The organism is Streptomyces sp. V1I1, from assembly GCF_030817355.1.
Lineage (GTDB): Bacteria > Actinomycetota > Actinomycetes > Streptomycetales > Streptomycetaceae > Streptomyces.
The window spans coordinates 2,953,686-2,967,413 of record NZ_JAUSZH010000001.1 but is presented as its reverse complement, the minus strand read 5'-3'; the positions used below and the strand labels follow the sequence as shown (position 1 = coordinate 2,967,413).

Annotated in this window: 13 protein-coding genes and 1 pseudogene; 11 read left to right on the top strand and 3 right to left on the bottom strand. The window is 69.5% G+C overall.

Annotated elements, in window-relative coordinates; translation table 11 throughout:
- Positions 1-310: 310 nt before the first annotated feature.
- From QFZ67_RS13825 to QFZ67_RS13810, 4 genes are all read left to right on the top strand, one after another.
- The gene (locus QFZ67_RS13825) at positions 311-484 is read left to right on the top strand and encodes a hypothetical protein (RefSeq protein ID WP_307661397.1); all 174 of its coding nucleotides are present in this window, start codon (positions 311-313) and stop codon (positions 482-484) included.
- 68 nt (positions 485-552) lie between these two features.
- Positions 553-2,181, top strand: coding sequence for a Hint domain-containing protein (locus tag QFZ67_RS13820; protein ID WP_307661396.1), 1,629 nt, complete (start codon positions 553-555; stop codon positions 2,179-2,181).
- Positions 2,182-2,184: 3 nt separating this feature from the next.
- Entirely contained in the window at positions 2,185-2,703 is a 519-nt protein-coding gene (locus QFZ67_RS13815; protein WP_307661395.1) for a hypothetical protein, read from the top strand.
- Positions 2,704-2,820: 117 nt separating this feature from the next.
- Entirely contained in the window at positions 2,821-3,579 is a 759-nt protein-coding gene (locus tag QFZ67_RS13810; RefSeq protein ID WP_307661394.1) for a hypothetical protein, read from the top strand.
- A gap of 180 nt (positions 3,580-3,759) precedes the next feature.
- On the opposite strand, the gene QFZ67_RS13805 is transcribed toward QFZ67_RS13810, so the two are convergent.
- Positions 3,760-4,152, bottom strand: a complete 393-nt coding sequence (locus tag QFZ67_RS13805; RefSeq protein WP_307661393.1) for a DUF192 domain-containing protein — start codon at positions 4,150-4,152, stop codon at positions 3,760-3,762.
- Positions 4,153-4,229: 77 nt separating this feature from the next.
- On the opposite strand from QFZ67_RS13805, the gene QFZ67_RS13800 reads away from it, so the two are divergent.
- From QFZ67_RS13800 to QFZ67_RS13780, 5 genes are all read left to right on the top strand, one after another.
- Positions 4,230-5,075 (top strand): A24 family peptidase, encoded by an 846-nt coding sequence (locus QFZ67_RS13800; protein ID WP_373430028.1) that lies wholly within the window; start codon positions 4,230-4,232, stop codon positions 5,073-5,075.
- Between the two features lie 409 nt (positions 5,076-5,484).
- Positions 5,485-6,342 (top strand): hypothetical protein, encoded by an 858-nt coding sequence (locus tag QFZ67_RS13795; protein WP_307661391.1) that lies wholly within the window; start codon positions 5,485-5,487, stop codon positions 6,340-6,342.
- Positions 6,339-7,325: a hypothetical protein gene (locus tag QFZ67_RS13790; protein WP_307661390.1), complete on the top strand. Its 987-nt coding sequence runs from the start codon at positions 6,339-6,341 to the stop codon at positions 7,323-7,325. The genes QFZ67_RS13795 and QFZ67_RS13790 overlap by 4 nt, the downstream gene beginning before the upstream one ends.
- Entirely contained in the window at positions 7,322-8,197 is an 876-nt protein-coding gene (locus QFZ67_RS13785; RefSeq protein ID WP_307661389.1) for a hypothetical protein, read from the top strand. The genes QFZ67_RS13790 and QFZ67_RS13785 overlap by 4 nt, the downstream gene beginning before the upstream one ends.
- A gap of 203 nt (positions 8,198-8,400) precedes the next feature.
- Positions 8,401-9,954: a DUF2079 domain-containing protein gene (locus QFZ67_RS13780; protein ID WP_307661388.1), complete on the top strand. Its 1,554-nt coding sequence runs from the start codon at positions 8,401-8,403 to the stop codon at positions 9,952-9,954.
- Here the strand turns inward: QFZ67_RS13780 and QFZ67_RS13775 are convergent.
- Positions 9,932-10,974, bottom strand: a pseudogene (locus QFZ67_RS13775) (winged helix DNA-binding domain-containing protein). The gene QFZ67_RS13780 and the pseudogene QFZ67_RS13775 overlap by 23 nt on opposite strands.
- Before the next feature lie 212 nt (positions 10,975-11,186).
- Here QFZ67_RS13775 and QFZ67_RS13770 point away from each other — a divergent pair.
- Positions 11,187-11,552 carry a helix-turn-helix domain-containing protein gene (locus tag QFZ67_RS13770; protein ID WP_307661387.1) on the top strand — a complete coding sequence of 122 codons (366 nt, stop codon included), beginning with the start codon at positions 11,187-11,189 and terminating at the stop codon, positions 11,550-11,552.
- Between the two features lie 269 nt (positions 11,553-11,821).
- Here QFZ67_RS13770 and mgrA read toward each other — a convergent pair whose 3' ends face one another.
- Positions 11,822-12,859, bottom strand: coding sequence for an L-glyceraldehyde 3-phosphate reductase (mgrA, locus tag QFZ67_RS13765; RefSeq protein WP_307661386.1), 1,038 nt, complete (start codon positions 12,857-12,859; stop codon positions 11,822-11,824).
- A gap of 106 nt (positions 12,860-12,965) precedes the next feature.
- On the opposite strand from mgrA, the gene QFZ67_RS13760 reads away from it, so the two are divergent.
- Positions 12,966-13,727: an isoprenyl transferase gene (locus QFZ67_RS13760; protein WP_307661385.1), complete on the top strand. Its 762-nt coding sequence runs from the start codon at positions 12,966-12,968 to the stop codon at positions 13,725-13,727.
- Position 13,728 lies beyond the last annotated feature (1 nt).

Sequence of the window (13,728 nt, the reverse complement as noted above, 5' to 3'; positions counted from 1 at the left end):
ACGATTCATCGCCGGGGTGGGGCGCCGTGCGCCACCAGGAACGGCCGTTTCCGTTCCGGGGGTTGAGGCCAGTCATGTCATTCTCTGATGGCGTCCCATGGTCTGGTGGCTTGTGGCAGGTCCATGATACTCCTCGCCGGTCCATGCCTCAGCCGCTCATGGTGGCCCGCTGAAGGGCGCCCGCAAGGCAGGCGGAGCGCGGCACGACGGGCGGCTGCTCGGGCTGTTTCCCGGCGGACCGGAGATCTACCACGGGACGGAGCTCGACTTCCCCGGCATCGACCTCGGCGAGTTCGGCGCGGCGGAGACGGTGGAGACGGGCGGACTCCGGCTCATCGGGAAGCAGGAGGCGGAGGAGGTGGGCCTGCTGGACGGCACATACCGGCAGGCCTGGATGAGCGAGTACCTGCAGGAACTGCTCGCGGACGGCATGCTGCCGGGGCCGGGTCGGTTCATCACAGCAGTGAGAGGCCCGCTGCCGTAGGGGAGTTGAGCCCGGTGTTGGGCCCGGGGGCCCATGACGGGTGCCCCGATCACACCTAGCGTGGCGTCATGTCTGTTCTGGGGGATGTACGCCGAGAGGGCCGCCGGTTACTGCGGGCCCTCACTCCGCGGACCGATGCGCGCTTGCTCGGACTGCGCAAGCGCCACCGGTGCGATCGGGGCCAGACCGCGATCGAGTACGTCGGCCTGGTGGTTGTTGTGGCGGCGATCGTCGGCGCTCTCGTGGGTACCGGCGTCGGGCCGACGCTGGCGGAGGGGATCAGCAACCAGGTCTGCCGCGTCACCGGCGGGGGCGAATGCGGCGGAGGCGGGCAGCCCGAGGCGCAGGACGACCGGGCGACCGGTGACGACGATCCCGGCGGCGACCAGCCGGTCAACGACAACACGGGAACACCGAAGTCACCGGAACAGATCGCGTACGAGAAAGCCCTGAAGGACCTTCAGGATGCGCAGGACGCGGAAAAGGCGGACCGGGACAAGGCGATCGAGGCAGCCAAGGAGCTGGCGAAGATCCTGGCCGATGAGCTCGGCATCACGGACGCCCTCGACTGTGTCACCAAGGGCGACATGGGGGCGTGCACCGAAACGCTCGTCAATGTGCTGCTGAGTCTGGTCGGTGGCGCGGTCGGCAAGCTGGCCGCGAAGTACGGGGCGCCGTGGAAGTGGAAAAAGGCCGTGGAGCTCGTCAAGAAGCTCAAGAAGCACGGCGGCGACCTGTACGACGGCCTCAAGGGGCTGATCAAGAACCGCAAGAAAGTCAAGGACGCCGAGAAGGCGCTCGAGGACGCGAAGAAGAAGTACGACCCCAACCAGAAGAAACCGGATGAGAAGAAACCGGACGACAAGCCGACGACCTGCCCCGTCCGGCACAGCTTCCTGCCGGGCACGCTCGTCCTCCTCGCTGACGGGCGCCGGGTCCCGATCGAGACCGTACGCGAGGGTATGCGGGTGGAGGCGGCCGACCCTGGGACAGGGGTGGCCGGCGGGCGACAGGTCACGCGGACGTTCACGACGTACGACGACAAGGAGTTCACCCGGCTGACGGTGCGGACTCCGTCCGGTACGGCGCTCGTCACGGCCACGGACACGCACCCCTTCTGGCTCACCGACGAGCGCCGCTGGGCGGACGCCGGCGATATCCGGCGCGGCGCGCGACTGCGTACGGACATTGGCAGCAGCCTGCAGGTCCTGACCGCCCGCCACTATGTGCAGCGGCAGACGACGCACGACCTCGCCGTCGAAGGAGTGCACACCTACTTCGTCGGCGTGGGCGGGGCCAATGCCCTCGTGCACAACAACGACTGCGACATGTCGGACGGTGAGGTCGAGGCGGCGAGGAAGCCGGATGTCGGTGAAGGCGACGCCAAGAAGTTCAAGGACCACTTCCTGCGCCACAAGAAGCTCGTCGAGGACGCGCTGGGCACCAAGTACAAGAAGCTCAAGGAGGACGGCCCGCGGTTCCGGGAGGACATCGCGAACGCGATCAAGGACGGCACGTTCGAACTTGTCGGCAAGGGCACGCTGAAGAAGGGCGAGCCGGAGGGCCTGATCTATCGTGGCAAGGGCGTGACGGTCGTCCTGAGGGAGAACGGTGACTTCTGGACTGCCCTCAAGTCCGGCGAGGGCATGGACACCGGGATCGAGATCACCAAAAAGGTGCCGAAGAAGAAGGGCTGACCCATGAGCAGCGTGGCGCGGCAGGTCGCTGAGATGCTCACGGGGCGCCGTGTCCGTGACGTCCTCGTCCCGGGGTGGATCGACCGGGACGACGACGTCCCTGAATTCCGCCCGCAGCCACTGGTCCTCTGGCTGCGACTGGACCAGGGCCTGATTCGGCTCGCGTCCGAAGGGCAGTTCGGCCACTTGGCCGCCCGCCCGGTCACGGCCGCCGGGTGGGCCGATGTCGACCTGCTCGCCGAGGCGGAGGACGAGGTCGTCCTGGCCTCGTGCGGTGAGCAGCTGTTCGGCGACGGACGGGACGAGCTGAGCTGCACGGAACTGCGCGGGTACGGGGGAGACGCCGGAACCACCATTGGCCTCGCACTCGACTTCGAGGGCGGACACACCCTCTTCCTCGACCCGGCGTGGACGTTCGGCATCCGCATGGGCAACAGGGCGGACGAGGCCCGCTGGGTGGAGGAGTACGGCAGTGACACCGTGCGGGAAACGCTGGTTCCGGGCGCGCCGAACGGCGCGTGAGGAATGGGCCCGTGGACCCATGCGCCGCCGGGAGCACCGTTGCTAGCGTGCGACGCACAAACGCGATCAGATGGGAACGGGATGAGCACGGGGACCCGGAGTACCACGCGGCGCGTCGTGACGGCCGTTGCCGCCGCCGCGCTCGCGATCGTAACGGCTACCGCCTGCGAGGGCGACGACAAGGGCAAGGGCGACGGCAAGCCCGCCAAGACGTCCGCGGCCCCGTCCGACCCCGCGACGGACGCCTCGCCGCCGTCCGAGTCCACCGCGCCGCCCGTCCCCGAGAAGCCGAGCAGCGGCAAGACCCTGACCAAGGCCGAACTGACGAAGGCGGCGCTGGTCAGCGGAGAAGTGGCAGGCTTCGACGTCACCCCGATGCAGGGCGGCGAGGGACCCGGCACGGAAAAGTCGGACAAGCCTGCCTGTGAGCCGCTCGCCGCCGTGATCAACGGAGCGCCTGAGCCCGCTGCCGCCGCCACCGTGTACCGCACGGCGGTCGACTCGACAGAGGAGGGCGAGGAGACCCAGACCGTGGTCACCCTGATTCTCACCTCCCACGCGGACGGGGGAGCACAGCAGGTCATCACGTCCCTACGAGCTGCCGTGGACGCCTGCGCCGGTGGATTCACCACTCACGGCGGGGACGGGGTGTCGACCTACTCCGAGGCGAAGAAGCTCCCCACCCCGAAGGCCGGCGACGAGTCGATCGCCTACCAGGTGACGGGCGCGGTCGAAGGTGACAAGGTGCCGCTCGTGTTCTATGTCGTACGACGGGGAGCGAGCCTCGTCACGTTCTACACGGCCAACTTCATCGACGAGACCACGCCCGAGGTCCCGTCTGAGCTCATCCGGAGGCAGTCGGGGAAGCTTCCCTAAGGCCGCCAATACTGCAACCACACTCCGGGAATCGCCGCAGGTCAGGGTAGGTCGGACACCCGCCCTTGCATGACGGGGCGTAGTGCTCCGTTGGTGCGGCGCCGGCGAGGCGGTTCGCGTCTCTTGGCCGGACACCGCGGAGTCGCCGACGGAGCCCGAAGGGCGAGTCCGGTTGCAGTACTAATCCGCGTGCGACGCAGCCTCGATCGCCACCCGGACACCTGGCCGCAGCCCCCACTCCGCCATGGCGCCGGCCTCCGCCTCCAGCACATGACGCCCCCGGAAGCGGACCATCCCGAGCCGCCCCGGCTCCATCGTCCGCACGTCCACGACCTTCAACTCCTTGTCCAGATAGGCCACATCGATCGTGAACCGCATCCGGAAGGTGTGAACGCTATTGCACGGCGTGAGCATGATCGCGCCGTCGATCCCGTCCCGCCCCAGCAGGCCGCGCCGCCTCGCCTTGTACGACGCGGCGATTTCCACCTTCACTGCCGTGTCCGTGTCCGTGTCCGCGGCGTCGACCTGTCCCGGGACGGTCATCGTGCCCACCCCATTGCGCCATTTCCTCATGGACGAAGACGGTAGCGGTAGTTGGCCGGCCGCTACGGTTCTGGGCCCCTGGTGCCCGAAAGTGGGCCCCCGGGCCCATGACCGTGCCCCAGGCGCCGCTTACGCTCGCTGCCGTGTACGCCACGCTGATCGCCGTCGCCGCCCTCTGGGGCGCCGCCACGGGGCTGCTCGTCCCGCGCGCCGTGTACCGGCTCTCCGTCGAGCCTGAGCAGGCGTGGCGCGAGAGCTGCCCCGCCGGGCACGCGTTCACGGGGCCCGCGCGGGGCTGGCTGGGCGGCGCGCGTTGTGCGGACTGCGCCGCGGCCGTTCCGGTCCGCAAGACGGCCCGGAAGACGGCCCGGACCGCGGCACCCCGCGACACCGAAGCGCCCACACCGCGTCCCGCCCCCCTTGTCCCCCTCGTCACCGCCCTCAGCTGCGCCGCCCTCGCCGCCGCCACCGGACCGCGCCCCGAGCTCGCCGTCTGGCTGCTCCTCACGCCCTTCGCCGTACTGCTCGCCCTCGTCGACCGCAATGTCCACCGGCTGCCCGACCAGCTGACCCTCCCGCTCGCTGCCGCGGCCGCCGCGCTCCTCGGGCTCGCCGCGCTGCTTCCCGGCGCCGCGGGCTCCTGGCCCACGGCGCTGCTCGGCGGACTCGTCCTCGGCGCCGCCTACTTCGTGCTCTTCCTCATCCACCCCAACGGCATGGGCTTCGGCGACGTCAAACTCGCCCTCTCGCTGGGCGTCGTCCTCGGTTGGTACGGCTGGGCGGTGCTCTTCACCGGTGCCTTCGCCGGCTTTCTGCTCGGCTCGGTCTACGGGCTCGGGCTCATCGTCCTGCGTCGCGCCGGCCGAAAGACCGCGATCCCGTTCGGGCCTTTCATGATCGTGGGGGCGCTTGCGGGACTGCTGCTCGGCGGCCTTGTGGTGTCTGGTTTCTGATGTCCCCTTCCATGTGTTGTGGCCCCTGTCTGGCCCAGGGGACAGGGAAGTTGGACGTGCAGGTGTGCCGGCGTCGCCTGTTCTGTGATCTACGAGTAGCGGCTCGAGCTGACACGACTGCTCTATGCGGAATTTGCCCGCGAGGTGACGGGCATCTTCGCGCAGCCGGTCCTCCTCAGCGCCGATGTGTCGCGCAAGACGTGCCGGCACATCCCTGACTTGCTGATCCTGCGGGACGGCGATGTCCCGCCAGTGGTGGACGTCAAGCCCATGGTCCGCGCCGCATACGACCGCTTCTTCGTCCTATGCGGAAATGTAATGTGCCGCGCCACAACCCCACCCGCCTCCAGCGTGTCAGTTCTGTGCGCGGATAACGGAATCCGCGCCTCAGGTCTCGTGGGGGGACCCTTTGGAAACGCAGGACACACAGGCGCTGGAGCCCGTGCCGCAGCCCGCGCAGGAGCTCGCGGCGTTGCCGGTGCCGACAGCGGTCCCGGTCCCGGCCCCGGCCCCGGAGGCGGAGGGCGAGCCCGTGAGCCGACCCGCCCGCCGCCGTGGCCGCACCGCGCTGATCGTCGCCGCTGCCGCGGTCATCGGCCTCGTCGGCGGTACGGCCGTCGGCTACGGAGTGCAGGCCGACCGCGAGCCCACGCCGCTGCCCGCGCTGAGCCAGGCGGATCTGGCGTACCCGGTGAAGCCGCTCCCGGAGAACAAGCGCCCGGCTCCGCTGTCCGCCGGCGAGGACCGCAAGGTCAAGACGGACGGCGATCTGCGCAAGCTGCTGCTCGACAAGCCGTCGGGTGCCCGCAAGGCCGACATGTGGTGGGTGAACGACGGCTGGGTGGACACGGCGAGCTACGCCCTCGACTTCGAGAGCGAGGCCTACATGTTCGAGACTCTCGTGAAGTCGGACATCCGCCGAGTCGCTGCGGCCGCCTGGCAGCAGGGCGAGTTCAAGAACACGAACGTCAGGCTCGTCCAGTTCCGCTCGGGCGAGGGCGCCAGGGACCACGCAGAGGGCCAGCACGGCTACATGCCGGAGGCCGAGGACGGCGCGGGCAACGAGGGCGACGCGCTGAAGGGCAGCGGGAACGGCCGGTACTACCTCTACAAGGTCCATGAGAAAGCGGGTTATCTGCCGCTTTACCGGGCCCGTGCCATCTTCCAGCGCGGCGACATCACGGTCGACATCAACATCTTCGACACCAAGCGCATCAGCAAAAACGACATCCGCACCCTGGCCGAGCGACAGCTGGAGCGCCTGTGAACGAGGACCGGACACCCCAAGACCAGCTCGCCGAGCCGGTCGCGGAGCGCGAGGCCCAGTCCGTGCCGGAGCCCCAGGCCCAGTCCGTGCCGGACCCCCAGGCCCATCCGGTCGCGGCAGCTGACGCCCGGCCGGTCGCGGCAGCCGATGCCCCGCAGTCCGTGCCGGAGCCGGAGCCGGTGGCCCAGCCCGTCGCGGAGTCCGAGGTCGCGCCCGTACGCAAGCCCGCCCGCGTGCGCCGCCTCCTCGCCACCGTGCTTCCCTCCGTGCTCGTCCTCGGCGCCGTCGCCGGCGGACTCACCTACACCGGGCTCGCCGTCGACCGCGCCGACCGCACCGCCCCGACCACCACATGGGGCCCGGCCGATGACGACCCGGCCGAGGACCCGGCGAGCAACGCCGGGCGCGGCCGGGCAGCGACGCCGCTCAGCAAGCTGCTGCTGCCGGTGCCGCTCGGCTACCGCCTCGGCCCGGACATCGAGTCGTACGGAAACGACGGCGAGATCGGGGACAAGGAGGCGGTCGCCCTCATCAAGGAGGGAGGCCGCGGTCTGTCCGGCAAGAAGCGCCGCGACTTCGAGAAGCGGATCGACAAGCTGGGCGTCAAGGGCATCGCCCTGCGCTCGTTCGCCTCGGACGCGAACGACCTCGTCGTCGAGGTGCAGATCACGCAGATGAAGGACAAGAAGCGGATCCACGATCTGTTCGAGCTCAGGACGGAGCTGGCCGAGCTGCTCGAGTTCCGCAAGGGCCCGAAGATCAAGGACCACAAGAAGTCCGCCTGCTTCCTCTTGCCTCAGGGCAAGGCGTACGGGGAGGACAAGGGCAAGTCCGACCTGGAGGCGATGGCCTGCTCGGCATTCGACTCCGAGCTGTTCGTGAGCGTCACCGCGTACGGCACCAAGCCGTTCGACAAGTCCGCCGTCGCCGAGCTGGTGAAGAAGCAGCTCGACCACATCGCGTCCCCTGGGGAGTACGTATGACCGAGCCGACCACGGAAACGGCACCCGTGCCCCCGATGCCGGAGGCGCCACCCGCCGTTCCCGCTGAGCCCGCCGGCCCGGAAGCCCCCGCAGCCCCCGCTGCCCCCGTCCCCGTACGCGACCGCCGGGTCCTGCGGGCTGTGATCCGCTGGACCGTCGCGGTGCTCGTCTGCGGCAGCCTCGGCGCAGGGACCGCCGCGGGCATCACGTCGACGGAGCGCAGGGACGTCCCGGGACTCGCCACCGAGAGCGACGGCCGCTGGGACTATCCGAAGCTGTCGCTGCCCGCGCTCCCGAAGGACACCCCGCGCCCCTTCACCGAAGGGAACAGGGAAGAGATCCATTACGCCGACGAGCGGAAACTCCTGCTGCCCGCGCCGGCGACGGCGACCGTCGACAAGAAGCTCAACGGCGGTTGGGTGACGTCGAAGCAGTTCACCGCCGAGTACGAGGAGGGGAAGCGGGCCGACCTTGAGCTCGCGCTCAAGGACTACGCGGTCCGGCACATCGCGGCCCGCGGCTGGACCATGCCCGACGGCACGGCTTCCCGGGTGTATCTACTTCAGTTCGACTCGGCCGCTTCTGCGGACTCGTTCAAGGACGATGAGATCGGTATCGGCGCGACGCCCGGAGCCACGCTGGCCGGCACGGCCGAGTTCAAGCTCGACCCCGACTGGGACACCTCGGGCAGCGACCTGCCGACCGCGACGTACGTCTACCTGGAGAACCCGCCCGCAGGCGCGGAAGAGACCCGCCAGGCCTATGTCGTCGCGGGCGACACCCTCGCCCTGATCGTCCAGTCCCGGAAGGGCAAGGCCCACGCGGTCCCCTTCCACCAGACGGTCGTGCTGCAGAACCAACTGCTGAGCTGACCTCGCAGAGAGGGCCGGGCCACCGCCCACCAAGCTCAGGTCCGGACCGTTCTGCCGCCACGTCGCGTCTTGATCTTCAGTCCTGTCCGCCGTCTGAAAAACGCGACGGGCGGTCAGAGGGTGCTCGGTGACGCAGTGCGCTTGGCGACATCGGGGCGGTCAAGCCCGTCCAGCACCGGCAGGCCCGTCTAGCATCTGGACACATGCGGACATTTTCTGACAATGCGGCGACTCGGCGTGGACTGCTGCGCTCCCTCGTTCCCGCCCCCTTCCCGGAGCCCGGATACCGCCCCACTGCCCGCTTCCCCGCCGCCCTGCTCCCCTGGAGCTGGGCGGCGGCGTTCTTTCTGCTCTACGCCACCGTCTCCGTACGCCGTCATACGCTGCTCCGCACCACCGGCTTCGACCTCGGCATCTTCGACCAGGCCGTCCGCTCCTACTCCCAACTGCGTCCGCCCGTCGTCCCGTTGCGCGGCGAGCAGTTCAATCTGCTCGGCGACCACTTCCACCCCGCGCTCGCCGTCCTCGCCCCCCTTTACCGCGTCTGGCCGTCCCCCGTCTGTCTTCTTGTCGCCCAGTCCGCGCTCCTCGCCCTCGCCGCCGTGCCGCTCGTGCGCTGGGCCCTGCGGGTGCTCGGCCGGCGCTCTGCGCATGCCGTCGCCCTCGGCTACGGCCTGAGCTGGGGCATCGCATCGGCCGCCGCCTTCGACTTCCACGAGGTCGCGTTTGCCGTGCCGCTGCTCGCCTTCGCCCTGGAGGCGCTTGGCCGGCGGCGCTGGGGGCCGGCCGTCGCCTGGGCCGCCCCACTGGTCCTGGTCAAGGAGGACCTCGGGCTGACCCTCGCCGCCCTTGGCTGTTACGTCGCCTGGAAGGGCCCGCGCCGCCTCGGCATCGTCACCGCGGTGGCCGGTCTGCTCGCATCGGCCGTCGAGATCAAGCTGCTGCTGCCCGCCTTCAATTCCGCGGGCGGGTACGCACACGGCGGTCTCCTCGCCGAGGGCGCGCACAGCTCACTGCTCAGCACCCTCGCCTTCGCACCGCTCGACGCGCTGCGCCCCGACATCAAGGCCATGACCGTGATCCTGGTCTTCGCCCCGTCCGCGCTGCTCGCGCTGCGCTCGCCGCTCGCGCTCCTGGCCCTGCCCACGCTCGCCTGGCGCATGCTGTCGCAGAACGGTTTCCACTGGGGCACCTCCTTCCACTACAGCGCCGTACTGATGCCGATCGTCTTCGCCGGCCTCATCGACTCCCTGCGACAGTGGCGCGGCTCCGACCATCCGCTGGCCACCCGCCAGATCCGTGCCTCGCTCGCCACCGTCCTGGCCGTCACCGCCGTCATGCTGCCGTCGTTCCCGCTCGCCCAGCTGGCCCAGCGCGCCACCTGGCGCACGACGCCACACATCGAGGCGGCCCGTTCGCTGCTCGACCGGATCCCCGACGGCGCGACCGTCGCCGCCTCCAACCGGCTCGCTCCGCAGCTCACTTCGCGCTGCGAGGTCGTCCTCTTCCCGACCTTCCCGGTCGACTCGCGGCTCTATGAGTACGACAGGAAGCAGCTGCCCCGCCCGACCGCCGAGTGGATCATCCATGACAGCAGGGCGCCCGAGGCCTGGCCGTACAAGACGGGCCACTGGCCCTACCCGCCCGAACAGCAGGCTGCCGAACTGGAAGCCGCGCAGCGGAAGTACGGGTACGAGCGCATCGCCCGGCGCGACGGCGTCACCCTGCTACGCCTCAGGCATGCGCCCCGACCGTGACCTTCCCCACCGTCAACTCGGCCCGCTCTTCGAGGACTTCGCCGACCCGCTCCACCTGCTCTTCGAGCTCTCGGCGCGGCGCGGCGCGGAGCGTCTTCCCGATCGGCTCCACCGTCACCGCGATCCGCCGTCCGGAGCGCCGCTGGTGCCACACCCCGGCGACGGTCCCGTCGACGAGCACCACGGGGTAGTTCCCCGCCCTCCGCCTGCCAGCGCCCGCTCGTACGCGGCGCCGGGGAAGAGCAGCTCGCGCGGCTGCGAGGCGATGGCGTACGCGTCGAAGTACGGCAGTAGCCGCACACCCCGCGCGGGCGCGTCGGGGAAGCCGGTGTCACCGGCCGCCACCCAGGCCGGGTCGCCCTCGAACGCCACTTCCTCGATCGCTCCATCGCCCGCCAGCGTTGTGAACAGCTCGATGGCCCAACTTCTGGGCGCAGCTAGCCAGGTGGCGAAGTGCTGCGGTGTTGCGGGCCCGTAGGCGTGATAGCGTCGTACGAGATCCGAGAGCGCGGCGGCTGACTCCATGGGGGTCACGCCGGGGCTGGTGTACGTCACTTTGCGGCCGCGGTTGGGTCCGAAGGCAAGCACCCCGCGGTGCGCGGCCGTGTGCGTCACCTGCCGCCAGCGCGGCCACTTGTCCTGGAAGGCGTCCATCACCCTGTCCCCGGCCCAGGGCCCGGTGCGCGCCACGATCGCGTCCGTCAGCTCGTCGATCGTCAGCTCGGCACCGGCGAGTGCGTCCCCGATGGCCGCGACGACCTTGTCGGTCTGCTCGGCCGTCATCCGTACGTCTGCGGGCATCGGACTCCCCCCGGCCGGGATCGCGGACAGCGCCCCGGTCCACAGCGGCAGATCGACCGCGGCCAGCAGATGGACGGTGCCGCGGGGTCCGTATGTCTTCACCAGGCTGCCGTCCGTCCACAGCGCCTCGCGAACATCGGCCCGTGTCCGGCCGCCGTCCAGCCGCAGCGCGAGGGACAGCTCGGCGGCGGACAGCACCTGCGCATGCGCGCCGAGCATGGCGGCGGCGATCCCGGCGGGGGAGCTCCCCGCGGGGGCGGCCAGTCCCTGGCGCACCAGCCGGCGGGCGTTTGCTTCGGTCCACGTCACACTGCGCGTCGTCATGCGAACGACTCCAGGATTCATCTAGGACAGTTCTTGTCCTCATCGTGACTCCCGTAGAGTGATGTACTGGCGAAAAGGTAAGTGTTGGACGCATCCGAGGAGTTGCGGTGGCCAAGGTCAAGCCTTCCTACACCTGCGGTCTCGACGCCGCCGTCGACGTCGTCGGCGGGAAGTGGAAGCCGCTCATTCTCTGGGCGCTGCATGACGGGACGTACCGCTTCGGGGAACTGAAGCGCCATGTGAGCGGCGTCAGCGAGAAGATGCTCATCCAGCAGTTGCGCGAGCTGGAGGCGGACGGCGTCGTGCACCGCGAGGTGTACCGGGAGGTGCCGCCGCGCGTGGAGTACTCCCTCACCGAGCTCGGGCAGGCGCTCAACACCGCTCTGCTGCCGCTCGGCGAGTGGGGCGACATCTTCATGGAGCGGATTGTCGCCAACAAGACCGCCAACAAGACCAAGGAACCAGTGGCCTGACGAGTTGCCGGAACGGCCCCCTGCGTCAATCCGGCGCCCGCGCTCGGGGGTCACCCTTGAGGGGTACGGCTCCAGGCCGCTGCGAGGCCGGCACCAGGCACTTTCCGCCCCGGGTCACCGGCAGCCCCGCCGTCTGCCGCATTCGGAGCGTAGTTACGGCATGGCGTGGCACTCGGCACCACTGACGAAGGGTTATGGTGGAAACCCCCCCTCGGGCCGGTCCGTATCCCCCCCACGGACCGGCCCGTTTTCTGTTCTCCGGCCTTGTGTCAGCTCCGCCCGGCCCAGATGTTGGTGCCCTCGGTGTCCACGGCGAAGGCGTCGATCTCCTTCAACTCATCCGCGCTCAGCGGCTGTCCCGCCAGCGCCGCGACGTTCTCCTCAAGCTGCTGCACGCTGGAGGCGCCGATCAGCGCGGAGGTCATCCGCGGGTCCCGCAGCACCCAGGAGATCGCCAGCTGGGCGAGTGACTGGCCGCGCCGGGCGGCGATGTCGTTCAGCCCGTTCAGCCGCCGTACGACCTCGTCGGAGAGCAGATCCGGGTCCAGGGACTTGCCCTGTGTGGCCCGCGAGCCCTCCGGGATGCCCTTGAGGTACTTGCCGGTGAGCAGGCCCTGCGCGAGCGGCACGAAGGAGATGCAGCCCATACTGGCGCTCTCCAGCGTGTCGAGCAGTCCGTCGTCCTCGATCCAGCGGTTGATCATCGAGTACGAGGGCTGGTGGATGAGGGCCGGGACACCCATCTCCTTCAGCAGCCTGGCCGCCTCGGCGGTCTGCTCCGCGTTGTACGACGACACACCCACGTAAAGCGCCTTGCCCTGCTGCACGGCGGAGGCCAGCGCGCCCATCGTCTCCTCGAGCGGAGTGTCCGGGTCGAAGCGGTGGGAGTAGAAGATGTCGACGTAATCCAGCCCCATCCGCTTCAGGGACGCGTCGAGCGAGGACAGCAGATACTTCCGCGAGCCCCACTCGCCGTAGGGGCCGGGGTGCATGAGATAGCCCGCTTTGGTCGAAATGACCAGTTCATCACGGTACGGCGTGAAGTCCTGGGCAAAGATCTTGCCGAAATTGAGCTCGGCCGAACCGGGCGGAGGGCCGTAGTTGTTTGCCAGGTCGAAGTGCGTCACGCCCAGGTCAAAAGCGCGGCGCAGGATCGCGCGCTGCGAGTCGAGCGTGCGGTCGTCGCCGAAGTTGTGCCAGAGGCCGAGCGAAAGGGCGGGGAGCTTGAGCCCGGAGCGGCCGGTACGCCGGTACTCCATCGACTCGTAACGGCTCGCGGCGGCACGGTAGGGGGAGGAATCAGTCACGCATCCCTCCCTATCACGGACTTGTGACAGGCCGGGTTGGGCCGCTGTGGCCCGTGCGCAGTACTGTGGCGGCTTCGGGGACTGCCGCACGGAGGGTACAAGAACAGTGAACCTGCGCGACCTGGTGTACGGGCTCTACGCACGCCGGGTGGAAGGCCGACTCGACCACGCCCAGGTGCCCAAGCACATCGGCGTCATCCTCGACGGCAACCGGCGCTGGGCCAAGGCGTCGGGCGGCACGGCCGAGCAGGGGCACAAGGCCGGCGCGAGCAAGATCCAGGAGCTCCTCGGCTGGTGCGCCGAGACCGATGTCGAGGTCGTCACCCTCTGGCTGCTGTCCACGGACAACCTGGACCGCCCCGAGGAGGAGCTCATCCCGCTCCTCGGCATCATCGAGAACGCGGTCCGCGACCTCGCCGCCGACGGCCGCTGGCGTGTGCACCACGTCGGCACGCTGGACCTGCTGCCCGACCGCACCCAGTCGGTACTGAAGGAAGCCGAGCAGACGACCGTAGGGCGTGACGGCATACTCGTGAATGTCGCCGTGGGCTACGGCGGCCGCCAGGAGATCGCGGACGCCGTGCGCTCCCTTCTCCTGGAGCACGCCGACAAGGGCACGAGCTTCGAGGAGCTCGCCGAGATCGTCGACGTCGAACACATCTCCGAGCACCTCTACACCCGTGGCCAGCCCGACCCGGACCTGGTCATCCGCACCAGCGGTGAGCAGCGTCTGTCCGGATTCATGCTCTGGCAGAGCGCCCACTCGGAGTACTACTTCTGCGAAGTTTTCTGGCCGGCCTTCCGCAAGGTCGACTTCCTCCGCGCGCTGCGCGACTACGCCGCACGCCACCGCCGCTACGGCAATTGAG

What these genes read in the sequence shown, in the direction of transcription:
- QFZ67_RS13820 (WP_307661396.1), top strand. Translation starts at nt 553, where the DNA reads ATGTCTGTTCTGGGGGATGTACGCCGAGAGGGCCGCCGGTTACTGCGG.
- QFZ67_RS13815 (WP_307661395.1), top strand. Translation starts at nt 2,185, where the DNA reads ATGAGCAGCGTGGCGCGGCAGGTCGCTGAGATGCTCACGGGGCGCCGT.
- QFZ67_RS13805 (WP_307661393.1), bottom strand. Translation starts at nt 4,152, where the DNA reads ATGAGGAAATGGCGCAATGGGGTGGGCACGATGACCGTCCCGGGACAG.
- QFZ67_RS13800 (WP_373430028.1), top strand. Translation starts at nt 4,230, where the DNA reads ATGACCGTGCCCCAGGCGCCGCTTACGCTCGCTGCCGTGTACGCCACG.
- QFZ67_RS13785 (WP_307661389.1), top strand. Translation starts at nt 7,322, where the DNA reads ATGACCGAGCCGACCACGGAAACGGCACCCGTGCCCCCGATGCCGGAG.
- QFZ67_RS13780 (WP_307661388.1), top strand. Translation starts at nt 8,401, where the DNA reads ATGCGGACATTTTCTGACAATGCGGCGACTCGGCGTGGACTGCTGCGC.